20 protein-coding genes are annotated in these 20,581 nt (G+C 56.0%); 15 read left to right on the top strand and 5 right to left on the bottom strand.

All coding sequences use genetic code 11. From position 1 onward, the window contains the following. Positions 1-277 precede the first annotated feature (277 nt). The 3 genes from P2R09_RS21210 to P2R09_RS21200 are packed head-to-tail and all read left to right on the top strand — an operon-like array spanning position 278 to position 6,137. Complete coding sequence (locus P2R09_RS21210; protein WP_140916440.1) at positions 278-2,017, top strand: autotransporter assembly complex family protein; 1,740 nt, start codon at positions 278-280, stop codon at positions 2,015-2,017. Continuing rightward, on the top strand, positions 2,014-5,781 hold the full coding sequence (locus P2R09_RS21205; RefSeq protein WP_275772603.1) for a translocation/assembly module TamB domain-containing protein: 3,768 nt from the start codon (positions 2,014-2,016) through the stop codon (positions 5,779-5,781). The genes P2R09_RS21210 and P2R09_RS21205 overlap by 4 nt, the downstream gene beginning before the upstream one ends. A 2-nt stretch (positions 5,782-5,783) precedes the next feature. Beyond that, a complete protein-coding gene (locus P2R09_RS21200) occupies positions 5,784-6,137 on the top strand; it encodes a gamma-glutamylcyclotransferase (RefSeq protein WP_275772601.1) in 354 nt (117 codons plus the stop codon). Between the two features lie 60 nt (positions 6,138-6,197). On the opposite strand, the gene ppa is transcribed toward P2R09_RS21200, so the two are convergent. The 3 genes from ppa to P2R09_RS21185 form a co-directional block, all read right to left on the bottom strand. Beyond that, positions 6,198-6,728: an inorganic diphosphatase gene (gene ppa, locus P2R09_RS21195; RefSeq protein WP_003855519.1), complete on the bottom strand. Its 531-nt coding sequence runs from the start codon at positions 6,726-6,728 to the stop codon at positions 6,198-6,200. Between the two features lie 100 nt (positions 6,729-6,828). Next, positions 6,829-7,278, bottom strand: coding sequence for a DUF441 domain-containing protein (locus P2R09_RS21190; RefSeq protein WP_275772599.1), 450 nt, complete (start codon positions 7,276-7,278; stop codon positions 6,829-6,831). A 61-nt stretch (positions 7,279-7,339) separates the two neighbouring features. After that, positions 7,340-7,750, bottom strand: a complete 411-nt coding sequence (locus P2R09_RS21185; protein ID WP_275772597.1) for a lysozyme inhibitor LprI family protein — start codon at positions 7,748-7,750, stop codon at positions 7,340-7,342. Between the two features lie 168 nt (positions 7,751-7,918). On the opposite strand from P2R09_RS21185, the gene P2R09_RS21180 reads away from it, so the two are divergent. After that, positions 7,919-9,478: a methyl-accepting chemotaxis protein gene (locus tag P2R09_RS21180; RefSeq protein ID WP_275772595.1), complete on the top strand. Its 1,560-nt coding sequence runs from the start codon at positions 7,919-7,921 to the stop codon at positions 9,476-9,478. A gap of 59 nt (positions 9,479-9,537) precedes the next feature. Here the strand turns inward: P2R09_RS21180 and fbp are convergent, their stop codons facing one another. Then, the gene (fbp, locus tag P2R09_RS21175) at positions 9,538-10,545 is read right to left on the bottom strand and encodes a class 1 fructose-bisphosphatase (protein WP_003855523.1); all 1,008 of its coding nucleotides are present in this window, start codon (positions 10,543-10,545) and stop codon (positions 9,538-9,540) included. Positions 10,546-10,713: 168 nt separating this feature from the next. Between fbp and mpl the strand changes: the two genes are divergently transcribed. Continuing rightward, positions 10,714-12,066: a UDP-N-acetylmuramate:L-alanyl-gamma-D-glutamyl-meso-diaminopimelate ligase gene (mpl, locus tag P2R09_RS21170; protein WP_275772593.1), complete on the top strand. Its 1,353-nt coding sequence runs from the start codon at positions 10,714-10,716 to the stop codon at positions 12,064-12,066. A 130-nt stretch (positions 12,067-12,196) separates the two neighbouring features. On the opposite strand, the gene yjgA is transcribed toward mpl, so the two are convergent. Continuing rightward, positions 12,197-12,742 (bottom strand): ribosome biogenesis factor YjgA, encoded by a 546-nt coding sequence (gene yjgA / locus P2R09_RS21165; protein ID WP_003855525.1) that lies wholly within the window; start codon positions 12,740-12,742, stop codon positions 12,197-12,199. Between the two features lie 102 nt (positions 12,743-12,844). On the opposite strand from yjgA, the gene pmbA reads away from it, so the two are divergent. The 10 genes from pmbA to P2R09_RS21115 all read left to right on the top strand — a co-directional run bounded on the left by pmbA (position 12,845) and on the right by P2R09_RS21115 (position 20,523). Continuing rightward, entirely contained in the window at positions 12,845-14,197 is a 1,353-nt protein-coding gene (gene pmbA, locus P2R09_RS21160) for a metalloprotease PmbA (protein WP_275772591.1), read from the top strand. Positions 14,198-14,258: 61 nt separating this feature from the next. Further along, positions 14,259-14,645, top strand: a complete 387-nt coding sequence (gene cybC / locus P2R09_RS21155; RefSeq protein WP_275772833.1) for a cytochrome b562 — start codon at positions 14,259-14,261, stop codon at positions 14,643-14,645. A gap of 294 nt (positions 14,646-14,939) precedes the next feature. Continuing rightward, positions 14,940-15,275 (top strand): glycine dehydrogenase, encoded by a 336-nt coding sequence (locus tag P2R09_RS21150; RefSeq protein WP_275772589.1) that lies wholly within the window; start codon positions 14,940-14,942, stop codon positions 15,273-15,275. A gap of 13 nt (positions 15,276-15,288) precedes the next feature. Continuing rightward, complete coding sequence (locus P2R09_RS21145) at positions 15,289-15,645, top strand: SFCGS family glycine-rich protein (RefSeq protein ID WP_003855529.1); 357 nt, start codon at positions 15,289-15,291, stop codon at positions 15,643-15,645. A 2-nt stretch (positions 15,646-15,647) separates the two neighbouring features. Continuing rightward, a complete protein-coding gene (locus P2R09_RS21140) occupies positions 15,648-15,947 on the top strand; it encodes a DUF4312 family protein (protein ID WP_008925781.1) in 300 nt (99 codons plus the stop codon). A 127-nt stretch (positions 15,948-16,074) separates the two neighbouring features. Beyond that, positions 16,075-16,851: a DUF4311 domain-containing protein gene (locus P2R09_RS21135; protein ID WP_008925780.1), complete on the top strand. Its 777-nt coding sequence runs from the start codon at positions 16,075-16,077 to the stop codon at positions 16,849-16,851. A gap of 11 nt (positions 16,852-16,862) precedes the next feature. Continuing rightward, entirely contained in the window at positions 16,863-17,504 is a 642-nt protein-coding gene (locus P2R09_RS21130; RefSeq protein WP_275772583.1) for a DUF4310 family protein, read from the top strand. A gap of 43 nt (positions 17,505-17,547) precedes the next feature. After that, positions 17,548-18,678, top strand: coding sequence for an amidohydrolase/deacetylase family metallohydrolase (locus P2R09_RS21125; protein ID WP_275772581.1), 1,131 nt, complete (start codon positions 17,548-17,550; stop codon positions 18,676-18,678). Continuing rightward, positions 18,662-19,783 carry a DgaE family pyridoxal phosphate-dependent ammonia lyase gene (locus tag P2R09_RS21120; RefSeq protein WP_275772579.1) on the top strand — a complete coding sequence of 374 codons (1,122 nt, stop codon included), beginning with the start codon at positions 18,662-18,664 and terminating at the stop codon, positions 19,781-19,783. Before P2R09_RS21125 ends, P2R09_RS21120 begins: the two co-directional genes overlap by 17 nt. Beyond that, entirely contained in the window at positions 19,780-20,523 is a 744-nt protein-coding gene (locus tag P2R09_RS21115) for a KDGP aldolase family protein (protein WP_275772577.1), read from the top strand. The genes P2R09_RS21120 and P2R09_RS21115 overlap by 4 nt, the downstream gene beginning before the upstream one ends. Positions 20,524-20,581: the final 58 nt, after the last annotated feature.

Raw genomic sequence — 20,581 nt, 5'->3', positions numbered from 1 at the left:
TGCCGCTTCCCTCAGGATTAGCAGGCAGAACGGTACGTTATCGACTCAGATTTATCTGAGTGAATCATTCCGGAACGATCATTCCCGCCTGCAGGAGTTGTATCAATCCCCCCATTTACCGACAATAGCCGCGTTATTTGAGTTAGAAGTCGATTTTGCGCCGCCGTTTGCCATAAAGTGCGGCTATGATGAGGATGTTGCCGTTGCGGTAGTGCGGGCAAAGATGATTAATAAGTGCCCCGCGGAAAAGGGGCCGGCATGATTAACAGGAGTACAGGTGCCACGATTTTATGTTTATTGCATAGCTGGCCTGCTGCTTGCCGCGCCCGCCCTTGAGGCGGCGACCGTGCGATTACAGGTAGATGGCTTAACCGGGGATCTGCAAAAGAATGTCAGAGCGCGCCTTTCCACCATCGGCAGCGACGAGGTCTCGAATGATGGCCGTTTTCGTGCACGTGTCTCTGTTGCAATAAAAGAGGGGCTGCGCGCCCTTGGTTATTACGAGCCGACCATCGACTTCGAATCCCGCCCCGCGCCTGCGAAGGGAGGACGGCCGGTATTAATCGCACATGTGACGCCGGGCGAGGCTGTCAAAATTGGCGGCAGCACCATTGTGGTGGAAGGTGATGCGCGCAATGATCCTGATTACAAAGCCTGGGTAAAGCAGGGACGGCCCAAAGTGGGCACGCAGCTTAATCACGGGCAGTATGACAAATTTAAAAGCGGCTTCTCTAATCTTGCGCTGCGTAACGGCTACTTCGACGGCACCTTTAAAAAAAGCCAGCTCGGCGTCTCGGTTGAGCGCCATGAAGCGTTCTGGGATATCGACTACGACAGCGGCGAGCGCTATCGCTTTGGTGACGTCACTTTTCAGGGATCGCAGATTCGTGAAGAGTACCTGCAAAATCTGGTGCCCTTTAAAGAAGGGGATTACTACAGCTCACGCGATCTGGCCGAACTGAATCGCCGCCTCTCTGCCACCGGCTGGTTTAATTCGGTGGTGGTCGCGCCGGAATTCAGCAAGGGACGACAGACTAAAGTGCTGCCGCTGAGTGCCGTGATGTCACCCCGCACCGAAAACACCATTGAAACCGGCGTCGGCTACTCAACTGACGTCGGTCCCCGGCTGAAAGGAACGTGGAAAAAACCGTGGATCAACGACAGCGGCCACAGCCTGACAGCCAGCGCCTATGTGTCTGCGCCAGAACAGCAGGTCGACCTCAGCTATAAAGTCCCGTTACTGAAGAGCCCACTGGAGCAGTACTACACCTTCTCCGGAGGCCTCAAGCGTACCGACCTTAACGACACCAAAGCCGACACCACCACGCTTGCGATGTCGCGCAACTGGGACAGCAGCAGCGGCTGGCAGAAGGCAGTCAACCTGCGCTGGAGCCTGGATCACTTTACGCAGGGCAGTGTGACCAATACCACCATGCTGCTCTATCCCGGCGTCAGCGTAAACCGCACCCGCTCGCGCGGCGGTCTGATGCCGACCTGGGGCGACTCACAGCGCTACTCCGTCGACGTTTCCGATACGACATGGGGCTCCGACGTCGACTTCCTGATTCTGCAGGCGCAAAACGTCTGGATTCGCACTCTCGGTGACAGTCATCGCTTTGTGGCGCGCGGCAATCTTGGCTGGATTGAAACCAACGACTTCGACAAGGTGCCACCGGATCTGCGCTTCTTCGCGGGTGGTGACCGCAGTATTCGCGGTTACAAATACAAAAATATTTCACCGCGTGACGACGACGGCAAACTCACCGGGGCATCAAAACTCGCCACCGGATCGCTGGAATATCAGTACAACGTCACCGGTAAATGGTGGGGCGCGGTGTTTGTCGACTCAGGCGAAGCGGTTAACGACATTAAACAGAGCAATATCAAAACCGGTGCGGGTGTCGGTGTGCGCTGGTCTTCACCGGTTGGCCCCATCAAATTTGATATCGCCAGACCTATCGGGGATGACGAGGAGCATGGATTGCAATTTTACGTAGGACTGGGGCCTGAACTATGAAGCTGTGGAAAAAGGTCCTGATCGGTATTCTGATCTTTCTGGTGGTGCTGTTGGGTGGCGTGGCATTTTTAATCGGGACCACGCCGGGACTGCATTTAGTGCTCAAGGGCGCATCGCGCTGGGTGCCTGGCCTGTCGATCAAACAGGTCGATGGTGGCTGGCGTAACCTGACCCTTAACGGTCTGCGCTTTGAGATGCCCGGCGTCAGTGTTGATGCCGGGCAGATTCACCTGGCGGTGGATCTCAACTGTTTGCTGCACTCCTCCGTGTGCGTCAACGATGTCTCCCTGCGCGATATCAGCGTGGTCGTCGACAGCAAGAAAATGACACCAGCCGCCGCCGCACCGGAAGAGGAGAGTAGCAACACTAACCTCAGTACACCATACCCCATCACGCTGCGTCATCTTGGCATGCACAACATCAATGTGAAGGTTGATGACACCGCGATCTCGCTGCTTGATTTCACCACGGGCCTGCAGTGGCAGGATCGTGCGCTGACGCTGAATCCGACCCATATCCAAAGCCTGCTGATTGCGCTGCCAAAAGCGGCAAAAGTGGTGAAGGAAGAGGTGGTCGATCCGAAAGTTCAGCAGCCGCACCCCGCTGAGAAACCGCTGGGCGAAACGCTGCAGGCGATGTTTGCGCAACCGCTGCTACCGGCATTGCCTGATTTCCGTCTGCCGCTGGATATTGACGTACAGCAGATTCTGGGCGAGCAGCTGCGCGTTACCGGCGACACCGATATCGCTGTCAGCCGGTTGTTGCTAAAAGCCAAAACCGCCGATCGGCAGATGCAGTTAACGACGCTGGAAGTGGACTCGAATCTGGGCAATCTGAAGGGGAGTGGGCAGGCGACGCTGGCGGATAACTGGCCGGTCGATTTCTCCCTGAATGGCACGGTCAATACCGATCCGATTAAAGGCGAAAAGCTGGCGCTGAAGCTTAACGGTGCGATGCGCGACGCGCTGAAGCTGGGCCTGAATCTCTCAGGTCCGGTCAATGCGCAGCTGGATGCGACGACCCAACTGGCTGTCGCGGGACTGCCGCTGTCACTGCAGCTGACCAGTCCGCAACTGCGCTGGCCGCTGACCGGACCGATACAGTATCAGGCCGATAACCTGGACTATCAGTTCAAAGGCAAAGCCACCGACTATGTGATGTCACTGCAGACAGCCGTGAAGGGCGAATCTGTGCCACCGGCCACTGTCTCGCTGACGGGTAAAGGTAACGTTGAGCAGTTCAGCCTCGATCGCCTGCGCGTCGCCGCGCTACAGGGTAATATCGACCTCACCGCGCTGGTGGACTGGAGTAAGGCAATCAGCTGGCGCAGTGAGCTGACGCTGGCAGGGATCAATACTGCGAAACAGTATCCCGACTGGCCCGCGCGGCTGGATGGCAAAATTACCACGCGCGGCAGTCTGTATGGCGGCACCTGGCAGCTGACCGTGCCGCAGCTTCAGCTAAAAGGCAACGTGAAAAAGAACGCCGTAACCGCTGACGGCTCACTGACCGGTAACAGCTACAACCAGTGGACGGTGCCGGGTATTAAGCTGGCGCTGGGACGCAACCATCTGGATGTCAAAGGCGCGCTGGGCGACAGTCTGGATCTTGATGCCAGTATTGATGCGCCACAGCTCGACAATGCGCTACCGGGTTTGGGCGGCGTGGTCAACGGCACGATTAAAGCGCGTGGCACTCTGAAGGCACCGCAGCTGCTGGCCGATCTCAATGCCCGTGGTCTGCGCTGGCAGCAGATGCAGATTAATCGCGTCACCCTGAATGGCGATGTCCGCTCCGGCGAACAGGTGGCCGGTAAACTGCAACTTCGCGTTGAGCAACTGAAGCAGGATGCGCTGAACATCGGCCTGCTGACGCTGAATGCAGAGGGGAATGAGCGCCAGCATCAGCTGAAGCTGACTGTGCAGGGCAAACCGGTCTCGGGTCAGTTGGCGCTCAACGGCAGCTTTGATCGCCAGACCGAGCGCTGGAAAGGCTCGCTAAACGATACCCGCTTTGACACGCCCGTGGGTGAATGGCATCTGACCCGCGCGATGGCCATCGACTATCTGAACAGCCGTCAGACGGCGACCATCGGGCCGCATTGCTGGCAGAACCCGAATGCACAAATTTGTGTACCGGAGCCGATTGAAGCGGGCCCGGCAGGTAAGGCGCATGTGGTGCTGAACCGCTTTGACCTGGCGATGGTCAAGCCATTTATGCCGGAGGCGACCCAGCTCAGCGGCCTGTTCAGTGGCGATGTACGCGTTAACTGGACGGCGGATGGCAGCCTGCCAACCGGTACTGTGGCGCTGAAGGGTAACGGCGTAAAAGTGGTGCAGGATGTTCAGGGTAACAGCCTGCCGATCGCCTTTGACACGCTGAACCTCAATGCCGCACTGCGAAACGGTCGCGCGCAGCTCGACTGGCTGATCCGCATTGCCAAAAACGGGCAGCTGGATGGCAACGTGCAGATCGACGATCCGCAAAATCGCCGCACGCTGGGCGGTAACGTGAACATCCGCAATATCTCGCTGGCGATGATCAATCCTGCGCTGATGCAGGGCGAGAAGATCAAAGGCAGCCTGAACAGCAGCCTTCGCCTGGGGGGAAGTGTGCAGCAGCCGCAGGTGTTTGGGCAGCTGGGTCTGACGGGTGTGGATGTGGATGGCAACTTTATGCCGGTCGATCTGACCGCCGCCAACCTGAATCTGGTGTTCAACGGTATGAGCTCGACCCTGAACGGACTGGTCCAGACTGCACAGGGCAACATCAATCTTAGCGGTAACGCCGACTGGAGCCAGCTCGATAACTGGCGTGCGCGCATTGCGGCGCAGGGCAGTCGGGTTCGCGTCACCGTGCCGCCGATGGTGCGTATGGATGTCTCGCCGGATCTGGTGTTTGAAGCGACGCCAGCCGCCTTTAACCTTGATGGCAGCGTCGATATTCCGTGGGCGCGCATCACGGTGCAGGAAGTGCCGGAAAGCGCGACGGGCGTCTCGTCAGATGAGGTGATGCTGGATAAACAGCTGAAGCCGATTGCACCGCAAACTGCTGCGATTCCGATTAACAGTAACCTGGTGATCCACGTCGGCAACGATGTGCGCCTGTCTGCATTTGGTCTGAAAGCGAAGCTGAATGGCGATCTGAAAATGGTGCAGGATAAGTCAGGACTGGGCTTAAACGGCCAAATCAACATTCCGTCCGGTCGCTTCCACGCCTATGGTCAGGATCTGATTGTGCGTAAAGGTGAGCTGCAATTTGCCGGGCCGCCTGATCAGCCTTACGTTAACCTGGAAGCTATTCGTAACCCGGATGCGACTGAAGATGGCGTCACTGCCGGTCTGCGCGTGACCGGCCTTGCCGATGAACCTAAAGCGGAAGTCTTCTCCGATCCGGCGATGTCGCAACAGGAAGCGCTTTCCTACCTGCTGCGTGGTCAGGGATTAGGCAGCGACGGCGACAGTAACGCTCTTACGTCGGCACTTGTTGGCTTAGGGGTTGCACAAAGTGGTCAGGTTGTGGGTAAAATCGGAGAGACCTTCGGTGTGAGCAATCTCGCCGTTGATACTGCCGGTGTTGGCGATAGCCAGCAGGTGCAGGTCAGCGGCTACGTGCTACCGGGTCTGCAGGTAAAATACGGTGTTGGCATATTTGATTCACTGGCGACGTTAACCTTGCGTTACCGCCTGATGCCTAAGCTCTATCTGGAAGCCGTGTCCGGTGTGGATCAGGCTCTCGATTTGCTCTATCAGTTTGAGTTTTAGCAATGCGAATAATTGTCTATGGCAGTTTACGGCGCAAACAGGGAAACAGTCACTGGATGACTAATGCGCAGTGGCTGGGTGATCACCAGATTGAAGGCTTTGAGCTGTATAGTCTGGGCCATTATCCCGGCGTAATAGAGGGCAATGGAGCGGTACATTGTGAGGTGTACCGCATTGATGCCTCAACCCTGGCGGAGCTGGATGCGCTTCGCACCAAAGGGGGAGAGTACAAACGATTTCTGACTCAGACGCCGTTTGGCAGTGCATGGCTTTATGTCTATCAACGCTCAGTGGCAGGACGCCAGCGCATTATGAGTGGTGACTGGCTAAAGCGTGATGAGGAGTCAGAGGCCTGAACAAAAACACCGTCCATTTGGACGGTGTTTTTTTTTTCGACTTACAAACCGGCAGCAGAATTACTTCTTCTGTGCGCGCTCATAAGAGGAGATGATTTCAGCTTTAGCGGCTTCGGCATTATCCCAGCCATCCACTTTCACCCATTTGCCTTTTTCCAGATCTTTGTAGTGTTCAAAGAAGTGGGTGATCTGTGCACGCAGCAGTTCTGGCAGGTCGTTCACATCTTTGATGTGATCGTACTCTTTAGAAAGCTTGGTGTGCGGAACGGCAACCAGTTTGGCATCTTCGCCAGACTCGTCGGTCATTTTCAGCACGCCAACCGGACGGCAGCGGATCACGGAGCCTGGGACCAGTGGATACGGGGTCGGAACCAGTACGTCAACCGGATCACCATCCAGAGAAAGGGTATGGTTGATGTAACCGTAGTTGCACGGATAGAACATGGCGGTAGACATGAAACGGTCTACAAACAGGGCACCAGACTCTTTATCAACTTCATATTTGATCGGATCAGCGTTCGCTGGGATCTCAATGACAACGTAGATATCTTCTGGCAGGTCTTTACCTGCTGGCACCTGGTTCAAACTCATCTGGTATTCCTTCAGTAGTCGTATGTTGAGTGTCGGCTATTATAGCCAACTGACTCTGAATGTATGCCCCCTTTTTGGCGTTTCGGAATGCGCCCAAACGCTACTTAGCTGCCACAAGCAGCGAAACAATGCCTGCGGCAATCAGTGGCCCTACCGGCACGCCACGAAAGAACGCGACGCCTATCACCGTACCAATCAGCAGACCTCCGATTACAGAGGGTTGCACGCTCATAAAATTCACGCCACGACCGCCCAGCCAGGCGACAAAAATCCCGACCAGAATCGCCACAATCGACTTCCAGTTGGCAAAGGATTTGATCAGGGCGGAGGCGGGCAGTGAGCCACTGGCCAGCGGCGCCATTACCGCCACGGTAAGAATAATGATGCCTAAGGTAATGCCCTGTTTTTCGACGTAGGGGAAGAACTGCGCCAGCGGGGTAATTTTAATCGCCAGCAGCACCAGAATCGAAATCGTGACCGCATTGTTGTGTACGAAATAACTCAGCACGGCGAGGCAAATCAGAATGATGGTCGAGGCGTAAGCAGCCATGGTTTCTCCCTGAAGGTTATGGAATGCACTGACTTCCGCCAGTGCAAAAGCCAGTTATCGATCAGCAGTCATCGGGATTCGCACAACTGCCTGAAGCCTGTGACTGCAGCATCAGCGCCTGATTACGTACCAGACTCAGACTCTGCGCGCTCAGGGTCACGCTACCTAGTGTTCCCTGAGAACTGAGCTGACTGCGACTCGCCTCCAGCCAGTTGTCGCGGTAGATCAGCCAGGCACGCTGAGCGGCACGCAGTTTGTTTTTTGGTTCGCCGGAGAGCGTTTTCATCAGCTTGTTGTACTGCTTATTCATTGCCTGATCCCAGACCTTGCTTGCTGCCGCGTAGCACTGATTCAGGGCAAGAGTCGTTGAGGCATTATTGAGGCAGCGATCAGGCGAAGCGTCTGACGGCATATCCTCTGCCAGCGCCGATGTGCTGAGGCAAATCAGCATCAGAAACAAACCTGGTTTCATTCTTTTCTCCGGATAACGGATGGGCGGCAATCAGCTTGATGGATGTTTCTGTGATGATCAAGTTGTTAACACTAATTAGCGTTAAAGTTTCGGACCGTTACTGCCGATAATCCCTCCGCTTTGAGGCCGCTTGAAATTCGCCTTTTCACATACACGGAAACTATCAGGATGAAACAGTTATCACTTCGCACGGGGTTGCTGGCTTTGCTGGCATTTATGACACTGCTGCTGTTGGCGGTGAGTTCTATGGGTATCGTGGCAATTAACAAAGGAAACCGCTCGCTGGATGTGATCAACCGCATTCAGGGGATCGAGCTGAACAGTCTTTATAAGAGCAATTCAGATCTGATGCGTGCCCGCGCTAACGCGGCGCTGGCAGTGCGTAAAATTGAAATTGGTATGCTGGAAGAGGGCGCGGCAGTCACAAAAATCTCGCAGGCGGATGTGGTCTCATCACAACTAAACCTGAAGCGCTTTGTGGACGCAGGAACAGTGACGGCGCACGGAAAGATGCTGGCGGATGCGGTTTCAGCCAGTTATAAAGCCTATCTCGACCAGGGCATCAAACCGATGATGGACGCGCTGGACAAGCAATATACCGACGAATATTACCAGCTGCTGGAAGGCAACCTGGCAACGCTGGCGGCCAGTTACGATAAGGCGGTCAATGACTTCAGTCAGCTGGCCGATCAGATCACCCAGGCCCAGCTGGCAGAGGCGGCCCACAACGAAACCAAAATGAAAATCCTGATCGCCGTGGCGGGAGTCTTAACCCTGTTGCTGCTGGTGCTCGCCTGGCAACTGCTGCGCCGGATGCTGCTGCAGCCGCTGAACCTGGCGATTGTCCATCTTGAGCAGATCGCGGCGGGCGATCTGTCGCAGGTGCTGCCACCGTCCAGCAACAATGAGCTGGGTCGGCTGAACCATGCGCTGAGCGGGATGCAGCAGTCGTTGCGGACCTCGGTGAGTCAGGTGCGCGAAGCGAGTATGCAGATCGACATCGGCAGCCGTGAACTGGCGGCCGGTAACGTCAATCTGTCTCAGCGCACCGAAGAGTCCGCTGCCTCGCTGGAGCAGACGGCGGCCAGTATGGAGCAGCTTACGGCCACCGTGCGACTTAACGCCACAAATGCTCAGCAGGCGAACCAGCTGGCAAGCGCGGTCTCCGATACTGCCGATCGCGGCGCTGAAGTCGTCAGCTACGTGATGGAAAAAATGAATGAGATCACCGAAAGCGCCAACCGTATCGGCGACATTCTCAGCGTGATTGATGGAATCGCTTTCCAGACTAACATCCTGGCGCTCAATGCCGCCGTGGAAGCGGCGCGTGCAGGCGAGCAGGGCCGTGGCTTTGCGGTGGTAGCAAATGAAGTGCGCACGCTGGCACAGCGAAGTGCAAACGCGGCTAAAGAGATCCGTACGCTGATCAGTGACTCACAGTCTCGGGTGAAAGAGGGCAGTGAGATGGCGACGCGCGCCGGGGAAACCATGGATGAGATTTCTGGCGAAGTGATGCGCGTCACGGCACTGATGAAAGAGATCTCGATGGCCTCCGACGAGCAGAGCCGTGGCATTGAGCAGGTAAATCTGGCCGTCACGCAGATGGATGCGGCGGCTCAGCAGAACGCCGCGCTGGTGGAGCAGGCAACGGCTGCGACCCAGTCGCTGGAAGCGCAGTCCGATCAGCTTCAGGCAACCATGGCGCAGTTCAGATTGCAGACGGCGTAAAAAACAGAAAGGGCGCGAAATCGCGCCCTTTCTATATGACTTTTTATACTACTTCCAGATTAACCCTGACGGCAATCCGGGAACTCAGCCAGGAAACGCTCAACGTCGTTAACCATCGCCTCATTACCGCAGTAGAACGGGCAGCGCTGATGCAGCGTGACCGGTGGAATATCCAGAATACGTCTCTGACCGTCGGTCGCTTTACCGCCCGCCTGCTCGGCCAGGAACGCCATCGGGTTGCACTCATACAGCAAACGCAGCTTGCCCTGAGGATGGCTGGCGGTGCTTGGATAGAGGTAGATACCGCCTTTCAGCAGATTACGATGGAAATCCGCAACCAGCGATCCGATGTAACGTGAGGTATAAGGACGATGCGTTGGCAGATCCTCTTCCTGACAGAACTTCAGATATTTTTTCACACCCTGCGGGAAACGAATGTAGTTACCTTCGTTGATCGAATAGGTGTATCCGGTTGGCGGATAGGTCATACGTTCGTGACTGAGGCAGAATACACCCAGTGACGGATCATAAGTAAACGCATGCACACCTGCGCCGGTGGTATAAACCATCATGGTGGATGAGCCGTAGACCACGTAACCGGCAGCAACCTGCTTGTTGCCTGGCTGCATGAAGTCCGCTTCAACCACTGGCGTGCCGGGTTCGCTAACGCGATGATAAATAGAGAAAATGGTGCCGACGGAAACGTTAACGTCGATGTTAGAAGAACCATCCAGTGGATCCATTAACACCACGTACTTACCGTTTTCCTCACCTTCAAAGATAACGAACTCGTCTTCTTCCTCAGAAGCGATACCGGCGACGATGCCACGTGCTTTCAGTGCTGCCTTCAGTTTTTCGTTGGCAAACAGATCAAGCTTCATCTGCTGTTCACCCTGAATATTCTCCACGCCGCTGGCACCGAGAATATCCACTAAACCGGCTTTGTTGATGTCGCGGTGGATAATTTTGGCACCCAGCTTGATAGCTGAAATCAGCGCCGTCAGTTCACCTGTGGCGTGCGGAAAGTCGTGCTGCTTCTCGACGATAAATTCGCCCAACGTTTTCATAACACATTCCCTGAATCTTCGATGGAGTGGCAGCACGCGTAACAGTCTGCCAACGGATGCGTACGCAGTTTAGCCGAATGAACTTCAAAAACCATAGTCCTAATCCGTTTCTTCCGTCTGCGAGCGGCGTTACACTGTGCGCCGAACTTTTGAGTAATGGATCATGTTATGCGCATTCACATCCTCGGGATTTGTGGCACTTTTATGGGCGGTCTGGCGATGCTGGCACGTTCACTTGGTCATCAGGTGACCGGTTCAGACGCCAACGTTTATCCGCCAATGAGTACTCTGCTCGAACAGCAAGGCATTGAATTAACGGAAGGTTATGACGCCAGCCAGCTGGATCCGATGCCTGACTTAGTCATCATCGGCAATGCGATGACGCGGGGTAATCCTTGCGTGGAAGCGGTACTGGAACGCAACATTCCCTACCTCTCTGGCCCACAGTGGCTGCACGATTTTGTGCTGCGCGATCGCTGGGTACTGGCAGTGGCCGGAACCCACGGTAAAACCACCACAGCAGGCATGGCAGCGTGGATTCTCGAGGCCTGCGGCCTTGAACCCGGCTTCATTATTGGTGGTGTGCCTGGAAACTTCGATGTCTCAGCAAAATTAGGAAAAAGTCCATTCTTCGTCATAGAAGCGGATGAGTATGACTGCGCGTTTTTCGACAAGCGTTCCAAGTTCGTCCATTACTGTCCGCGTACCCTGATCCTCAACAACCTTGAGTTTGATCATGCCGACATCTTTGATGATCTGCGGGCGATCCAGAAGCAGTTCCACCATCTGGTGCGGATCGTGCCGGGTCAGGGCAAGATCCTGCTGCCGGAACATGATCCTAACCTTAAGCAGGTAATGGCGATGGGCTGCTGGAGTGAGCAGGAGAGCGTCGGCGAGCATGGGCGCTGGCAGGCGAAGAAGCTGACCAACGATGCCTCTCACTGGGAAATCTGGCTCGACGGCGAAAAAGTCGGGGAAGTGAACTGGGGCCTGGTTGGCGAACACAACATGCACAATGGCCTGATGGCGATTACGGCCGCGCGGCATGTCGGTGTGAAGCCGGAAGATGCAGGCCAGGCACTGAACACTTTTATCAATGCACGTCGCCGCCTGGAGCTGCGCGGTGAAGTGAACAGCATCAAAGTCTATGATGACTTCGCGCATCACCCGACCGCGATTCTGGCAACGCTGGCTGCGCTGCGCAGCAAAGTGGGCGGCAGAGCACGTATCCTGGCGGTACTGGAGCCACGCTCCAACACGATGAAGATGGGCGTCAGCAAAAACGATCTGGCCCCGTCTCTGGCGCGGGCTGATGAGGTCTTCCTGTTCCAGCCACACCATATTCCGTGGCAGGTTTCAGACGTGGCAGAAGCGTGTATACCGCCTGCGCACTGGAGTGTGGATATCGATACCCTGGTCGAAATGGTGGTCAAAGCCGCTCAGCCAGGCGACACGATTCTGGTCATGAGCAACGGCGGGTTCGGCGGTATTCATCAGAAGCTGCTGGACAGGCTGGCCTGATATGACAGGCGCCCGGCAGGGCGCTTATTTTGCAGGAAAATCCTGGTAAATCCTTTCATTTCTTGCCGTTACAAATCCGCTCAGACTTCCTGCCCTGGCCGTGCTCTGTCTGAGCACGTCTGCCATGACATTACTTCGCTTCGGCCAGCTCGCGCAGATACTGGAAAATCTGACGTGCAGACTTCGGCGGCTTATTGCCCGCTTTCTCTTTCTGCGCGTTACGAATCATGCTGCGTAACTGCTGACGATCGGCTTCGGGATAGAGCGCGATCACGTCGCCCATCGCCTCATCGCCCTGCTCAATCAGACGATCGCGCAACATTTCCAGTTTATGGAACAGTGCAACCTGCTGATTGTGGCGATTATTGAGCTTGTCCAGCGCAACACGAATCGGCTCCACATCTATACTGCGCAGCAGTTTACCGATCAGCTGCAGCTGACGGCGGCGGCCTTCTTTCTTAATGCGCTGCGCCAGTTCTACTTCGTTACGCAGGCGCTCATCCAGCGGGATTTTATCCAGCGAGTTTTTACCCAGATCAACCAGTTCGGCACCCAGGCGCTTTAACTCTTCTGCATCGCGTTTAATTTCACTCTTACTGACCCAGATAATCTCTTCATCTTCTTCTTCGTCATTATCTGGCACATCGTCGAGCCACTCATCGGGCTGTTTGGTCATTTCCGGGCTCCCAAAAAAAAGAGGCTAATCGTACCAGTTTATCGGGTGACTGCGAAATTGTTCTCTGACTCTGATAGACTCAAATCATTCACACATAAGATTATGGGCAGGTCGATGAACGTATCTACTCAGGTTGCAGAACAGCGAAAAGTCCTGGAGCAGGCCATTGCGCAGGTACTTGAACTGGCTAAAGCAAGCACTGACAGCGCGGAAGTGGCAGTAAGTAAAACTACCGGCATCGGGGTCAGCACCCGCTATGGCGAAGTGGAAAACGTCGAATTCAACAGCGATGGTGCGCTGGGCATCACCGTCTATCATCAGAATCGTAAAGGCAGCGCCTCATCGACCGACCTCAGTCCGGACGCCATCAAACGCACCGTGCAGGCGGCGATTGATATTGCGCGCTACACGTCGCCCGATCCGTTTGCCGGCCCGGCTGACGCGGAGTTACTCGCGTATGATGCGCCGGACCTGGATCTCTACCATCCGTGGGAGATTGACGCCGACCGCGCCATTGAACTTGCTGCGCAGGCGGAGCAGGCGTCGCTGCGTGCAGACAAGCGTATTACGAACACTGAAGGGGGCAGTTTCAATAGCCACGTCGGCATTAAAGTCTTTGGCAACAGCCACGGTATGTTGCAGAGCTACTGCTCAAGCCGCCACTCACTCTCCAGCAGCGTCATTGCCGAGCAGGATGGCAATATGGAGCGCGATTACGCCTATACCATTGGCCGTGCGTTTGAGGATCTGAAAAGTCCGGAGTGGGTAGGTGCAGAGTGCGCCCGCCGGACGCTCTCCCGTCTGGCTCCGCGTAAACTGCCGACCATGAAAGCCCCGGTGATTTTTGCTTCTGAAGTGGCGACCGGCTTGTTTGGTCATCTGGTGGGCGCGATCAGCGGTGGCAGCGTGTACCGTAAATCGACCTTCCTGCTGGATTCCATGGGGCAGCAGATCCTGCCGGAGTGGCTCACTATTAATGAGCAGCCGCATCTGCTGAAAGGGCTCGCCTCCACGCCATTCGACAGCGAAGGTGTGCGAACTCAGGCGCGCGACATCATCAAAGATGGTGTGCTGCAGACCTGGCTGTTGACCAGCTATTCAGCCCGTAAACTGGGCCTGACCAGCACCGGTCACGCTGGCGGCATCCATAACTGGCGCATTGCGGGCCAGGGACACAGCTTTGACGAACTGCTGAAGCAGATGGGCACCGGATTAGTGGTGACTGAACTGATGGGCCAGGGCGTCAGCGCCATTACCGGCGACTATTCACGCGGTGCAGCCGGTTTCTGGGTCGAGAATGGTGTTATTCAATACCCGGTCAGCGAAGTCACTATCGCCGGAAATCTCAAAGAGATGTGGCGCAACATGGTGACCATTGGTGACGATATTGAAACCCGCAGTAATATCCAGTGCGGTTCAGTATTACTGCCTGAGATGAAAATAGCGGGACAATAAGATGGATTTCTGAAGCAGCCTGCAGGCTGCTTTTTTTCATCACAATAAAAAGGAAATAATGATGCGTAAGCATGTGATTGCAATGTTGTCGGCTTCTCTGTTGTTCTCCAGCGTCAGTCTCTATGCGGCAGATCTGGAAAAGGATATGGACACGCTGAATGCGAATCTGAAAATCGTCAAGAAAAGTGACAATGCTCAGGAGATGCAGCAGGCGTTAACTAAAATGCGTGCCGCGGCGCAGGATGCCAAAAAATCAACGCCGGATAAGCTGGAAGGTCAGCCTGCTGACAGCGCGCAGGTCAAAGATTACCATGCAGGCCTCGATTCGCTGATTGCGCAGATCGACGTGGTCAGTGCACTGGCGAAAGCCAACAACGTGGATGGTGCTAAGCGCGAAGCCGCTAAATTTGATGACATCCGCAATACCAACCATAAGAAATTCCGTTAATCAGATCGCCGGTCACCCCGACCGGCGATTTTTACCATCACTTCTGCTTATTACCGCGCCGTAAAGCCTCTTGCAACGCGCCTGTCGCCGCACAACATCGTCGTCTTTACCTGTTAAAACCCGCATTTTGCGCATTATGCGATGCCTGTCGCACTAAGCGTGCAGGCTGCGATCTGACGCACAACCTTCACTTCAATTTCCACTTACTGCTGGAAATGTTGCCTCTCCACAGCCGGGGTGATGATCGTTAATTTATTTCTAACGCGAATTATCCGGTTTAACAGGAGTAGCAAGGTGAGCAATAAGGGCGTCCCGGTGTATGAAGCGCCACCGGAGAAAGTGCAGCAACTGGCTGACAGCGTAATGACGCAGATCGTGGCGATCTATCAGCAGCATGGCATTCAGCCCAACGCGGTCCAGCAGCAGATGCTGCAGTCCCATGTCGGCGCCATGGCGTCACGCTCGCTGAGCGGTGAGCCGCTGCCGGACGTGGAAGCGGAGCTGTTTGAAGATATTCCACCGGAAACCGTGGCACTGGCGCAGCAGGTGGTCGATCTGTTTGGCAATCTCCCCCGGGAAGAGGCCTGGCTGCTGTCAGTGCATATTGAAGTCGCGCGATCAAACAACTAGAGAGGAACGCAACATGGTAACAGTAGTGATTGGCGATCGTTTAGGTAAAGGCCAGAAAGTGGCTATTGGCATCGAAAAAGCAGGTGGCCGTGCCGTTGTGGTACCCGGTGTGGCGGCTGATATGAAACTGGGTGACGTGATGAAGGCAGAAAATGCCGATTTCGGTATCTCCTTCTGCGGCAGCGGCGGCGCTGGCGCCATTACCGCCCAGAACAAATATGGCTACAAAGCAAAGCATGGTATGCGCTCTATCGATGAGGGCGTCACCGCCATTAATGAAGGTGCCACGGTACTGGGTTTTGGTTTCATGGATAAAGAAGAGTTAGGCGAGCGGCTGGTGCAGGCCTGGAACAAGAAGCACGGCAGCTGATTATGAAAGAACAATACGTTACTCAGGTGACGGTCGAAGGCAAAGGCGATACCAAAGCGAAAGCCTTTGCAGACGCGCTGAGTCGGGTGCAAAACCAGGTTCTGCGCGCGACGCAAAAAATTCTGCTGCGCATCGAACCGCAGGATGTCCGGGTGCTGCGCGCGCAGGAGAGCGTCAAAACCGAGAAGTTTCTCTTCTTCTTTCTGGCACGTCAGCGGCGAAGCTTCAGCGTCACCCTGGAGATCACCGTCAGCGTCACCGTTTTCGACACCGAACGGGTGACGTTTACGGCGGCATCGTAAAACAGAACCTGTTTACATCAGCCCGCTACTGAACCGAATCTCAGCTGTCGCGATAGCGCGACGCTAAGACCGGAGCGACGCGGGCGCTGAGGCAGGATGGGTAAAAACGACAACAAGGTACAACAACATGTTTTTAATCATTTTGTTTAAGTCGTTGATCATTGGCGGACTGGTCGGTGTGGGTGTGGGGGCGGGTGCTGCACGCATGTTCCACGCGCCCACCACCCAGGGCATGGGCGCCTTTCGTACGCTGGGCGAGCTGAACTCGTGCGAAGGCGATCCGGCCTCTCATTTCTCCTTTGGTCTTGGCTTCTTTTTCAATGCCTGGGCATCGTCGGTTGCAGCCGGTTCATTCACGCAGGATGTCGATCACCGCATCATCCCAAACTGGGGCGCGGCCGCTCTGATGGTGAAGAATCGTAATGTGGCAGAGACGCTGCACGACCCGAAAAAAATGGCCATCGCCTGCGGCATTATCGGCATGATCGTCGTTGCCTTTCTCAACTCTACCGCGTCCGCTGTTCCCGCTGCGCTGCAGGTTACCGCAGTCAAAGTGCTGGTGCCCGCCGCTAACCTGCTGGTGAACACGGTGATGCCCGTAATCTTCTGGCTGGCAGCAATCGACGCAGGTAAAAAGTCAGGCTTCTGGGCCACCATTTTTGGCGGTCTGGCACAGCTAATCATGGGCAACGCCGTGCCTGGGCTGGTGCTGGGTATCCTGATCGGCAAAGGGGTGGAAGAGAGCGGCTGGAATCGGGTTACCAAAGTGATGATGACCGCTATCGTGCTGCTGTTTGTGCTGAGCGGCTTCTTCCGTGGTTTCGATATGAAGCTGCTGCAGTCCTTCCAGCTCGGCATTCCCGGCTGGCTCGACATGATCCACAACTCAGTCAGCGGCAAATAAGAGGCGATGCGATGAACGAAAATAAAGGCTTCTGGTATGCCGACTGGTCTTTCCCGATCTTTGTTGGCCTGCTCTCGTCTGGCGTCTTTGCCGGGACGCACATGTATTACCTCTACGGTATCGGCGCGTTCAACGAAGTGGCATTTGTGTCGATGCTGCGCGCAGGCATGGAGACCGGCGTCTACGGCGCAGTCGCCGCTTTTGGTGCCAGTTTCCTGTTTGCCCGCATTATTGAAGGTTCACTGGTGGGCATTCTGGATATCGGCGGGGCGATTCAGACCGGCGTCGGCCTGGGCGTGCCGGCACTGCTGCTGGGCGCGGGCATCGTCTTTCCGGTAGCAAACTTCGCAGCGTCGCTGGCAACGGGGCTGGTGATTGGTGTGGCGATTGGCTACCTGATTATTCTGGCGCGTAAATTCACTATCAATCAGAGCGACTCCACCTACGGCGCAGACGTGATGATGGGAGCAGGTAATGCCTCAGGGCGCTTTCTGGGTCCGCTGATTATCCTGTCCGCCGTGGCGGCCTCCATTCCGATTGGTCTGGGTTCGCTGCTGGGTGCGCTGCTGTTCTATCTCTGGAACAAGCCGATCACCGGCGGTGCGATTCTCGGCGCGATGATCCTGGGTGCGCTGTTCCCGATTGCTCTCTGATCTCACCGGCAGCCCGGCAGCGGGCTGCCGTTAAGGAGAAACCATGTACGACTTGATTATCCGCAATGCGCGCCTTAGCGATGAGCAGGTGGTCGACATTGCGCTGCAGGATGGCCGCATCGCCGCCGTGGGCAACGTGCAGGGCACGGCACGGCGCGAGCGCGATCTGGCGGGTCGCTTCTACCTCAGCGCGGGCTGGATCGACTCCCACGTTCACTGCTATCCCAAATCGCCCCTTTATCATGATGAAGCGGACGCGATTGGCGTAGCACACGGTGTCACCACGGTGGTTGATGCAGGCAGCACCGGCGCAGAGCACATCGATGATTTCTACCAGCTGACGCGCGTGGCACAGACCCAGGTTTATGCGCTGATTAATATCGCCCGCACCGGCATCGTCACCCAGAATGAGCTGGCCGACATGACGCAGATAGACGGGGAGGCGGTGCAGCAGGCTGTAGCGCGACTGCCCGATTTTATCGTCGGCCTTAAGGCGCGCATCAGCAGCAGCGTGGTCGGTCAGAACGGCGTCCAGCCGCTGATAAAAGCGAAGGCTATTCAGCAGGCGAGCGGCGGTCTGCCACTGATGGTTCATATTGGCAATAATCCGCCCAATCTTGACCAGATTGCCGATCTGCTCACCACGGGCGACATCATCACGCACTGCTTTAATGGCAAACCCAACCGCATCCTGACGCCGCAGGGTGAACTTAAAGCAGCGGTTAAACATGCCATTGCGCGCGGCGTAAAACTTGATGTCGGCCACGGCAGCGCCAGCTTCAGCTTTGAGGTCGCCCGGGTGGCGATTGCGCAGGGCATTCTGCCCGACACCATCAGCTCTGACATTTACTGCCGCAATCGTCTGGCCGGGCCGGTTCACAGCCTGGCGCATGTGATGTCGAAATTTTTCAGCGTCGGCATGACGCTGCCGCAGGTCATCGACTGCGTGACGGTGAACGCGGCCGCCGGATTGCGCCTGCTGCGTAAAGGCCAGCTGAAAGTCGGCTACGACGCCGATCTGACTGTTTTTAGCATCAAAGAGGAAACCCGGCCCTTTATCGATTCCGAAGGTGAAGAGGTCGCCGGTGAGAAGCATCTGGTTCCGCTGGCGGCGGTGGTCGCTGGTACGTGGATCGCCACTGAAGAAGGAATAGCGCATGACCTCGGTTTATGAAAAGTATGGCCTGAAGCCGGTGATTAACGCCTCTGGCCGTATGACGATCCTCGGCGTATCGACCCCATCGAGTGACGTGGTCGATACGGTGAAGTATGGCCTCGATCACTACTTCGAAATGAAAGATCTGGTGGATAAGACCGGTGCGTATATCGCCGGTCTGCTGAAAGTGGAGAACGCGCTGGTGGTCTCCTGCGCCTCGGCCGGAATCGCCCAGTGCGTGGCGGCGGTGATTGTAAAAGACAACGACTGGCTGGTGGATAACCTGCACGCCACACCGCTGACCGTTCCGCACCAGATTGTGGTGCCGAAAGGGCACAACGTGAACTATGGCGCGCCGGTCGGCAGCATGGTGGCGCTGGGTGGCGGGCAACTGGTGGAAGCGGGTTACAGCAACGAATGCTCACCTGCCCAGCTGGCGGCGGCGATCACGCCACAGACGGCGGCGATCCTCTATGTGAAATCGCACCACTGCGTACAGAAGAGCCATCTTGATGTCGGGCAGGCCGCGGCAGTTGCGCGAGAGCATGGCCTTCCGCTGATCGTCGATGCGGCAGCAGAAGAGGATCTGCAATGCTATTACCAGGCGGGAGCCGATCTGGTGATCTACAGCGGCGCAAAAGCGATTGAAGGGCCGACCAGCGGGCTGGTGATTGGCAGACACCACTACGTTGAGTGGGTCAAACGCCAGACCAACGGTATTGGCCGCGCAATGAAAGTGGGCAAAGAGGGGATTCTGGGGCTGACCCAGGCGATTGAAAACTATCTGTCACAGCCAAAAATCAGCGGCGCACAGATGGTGGAAAAAATGACGCCGTTTATTGAACAGCTTAACAGCCTGAACGGCGTGACGGCCCGCGTCGTGTGGGACAGTGCCGGACGCGATATCGCCCGCGCTGAAATGAAGTTCGATGAAGCCGCGATCCAGCAACGCACCGGCGATCTGGTGCAGGCGCTGAAAAAGGGCGATGTAGCGATCTACTTCCGCGGCTATAAAGCCAACGAAGGAATCATTGAAGCGGATGTGCGCAGCGTCAGCGCCGATCAACTGCACACTATTTTTACCCGCATTCAGGCACTGTTAAACGGAGAGAAACACGCATGACGCTGACACCTAATTTTTATCAGGATCGTCTCTGCCTTAACGTCCTTGCGGGATCAAAAGAGAATGCGCGTGCTATCTGGCAGGCAGCAGAAGGGCACGTGCTGGTCGGCGTGCTGTCAAAAAACTACACCAGCAATGACGCCGCTATCGCTGATATGCGTGAATATGCTGCGCTGATCGATAATGCCCTCTCGGTGGGCCTGGGCGCGGGCGATCCAAATCAGTCACAGATGGTCAGTGAGATTTCGGCGGTGCTGCAACCGCAGCATGTGAATCAGGTCTTTACCGGTGTCGCCACCAGTCGTGCGCTGCTGGGCCAGTCACAGACTATTGTGAACGGTCTGGTCTCGCCAACCGGCACGCCAGGTCAGGTAAAAATTTCTACCGGACCGCGCAGCGCAAAACGGCGGGATGGGATTGTGTCCATCGAAACGGCGATTGCGATGCTGCAGGATATGGGTGGCAGCTCGGTGAAATATTTCCCGATGGGCGGTTTGCAGGCGGTGGATGAGTACCGCGCTGTGGCGGAAGCCTGTGCAAAACAGGATTTCTGGCTGGAGCCCACCGGCGGCATCGATCTGGAAAACGTCGGCGAGATCGTGCGCATTGCGCTGGACGCGGACGTCAGCAAAGTGATCCCGCACGTCTACAGTTCGATCATTGACAAAGCCAGCGGAGAGACCCGCATTGACGATGTGAAGCAGCTGCTGGCCATCTGTAAAACAGTACTGGCCCGGTGATCGACACGATCTGCCTTTGACAGGCGGATCGTGCAGCATGGACGTTGCGTGACGAACG

It is taken from the genome of Pantoea sp. Cr_R13, from assembly GCF_029222565.1.
In the GTDB taxonomy this organism is placed as follows: domain Bacteria; phylum Pseudomonadota; class Gammaproteobacteria; order Enterobacterales; family Enterobacteriaceae; genus Pantoea; species Pantoea eucalypti.
The sequence above is the reverse complement of the archived record's forward strand: the minus strand, read 5'-3'. Positions and strand labels throughout refer to the sequence as shown.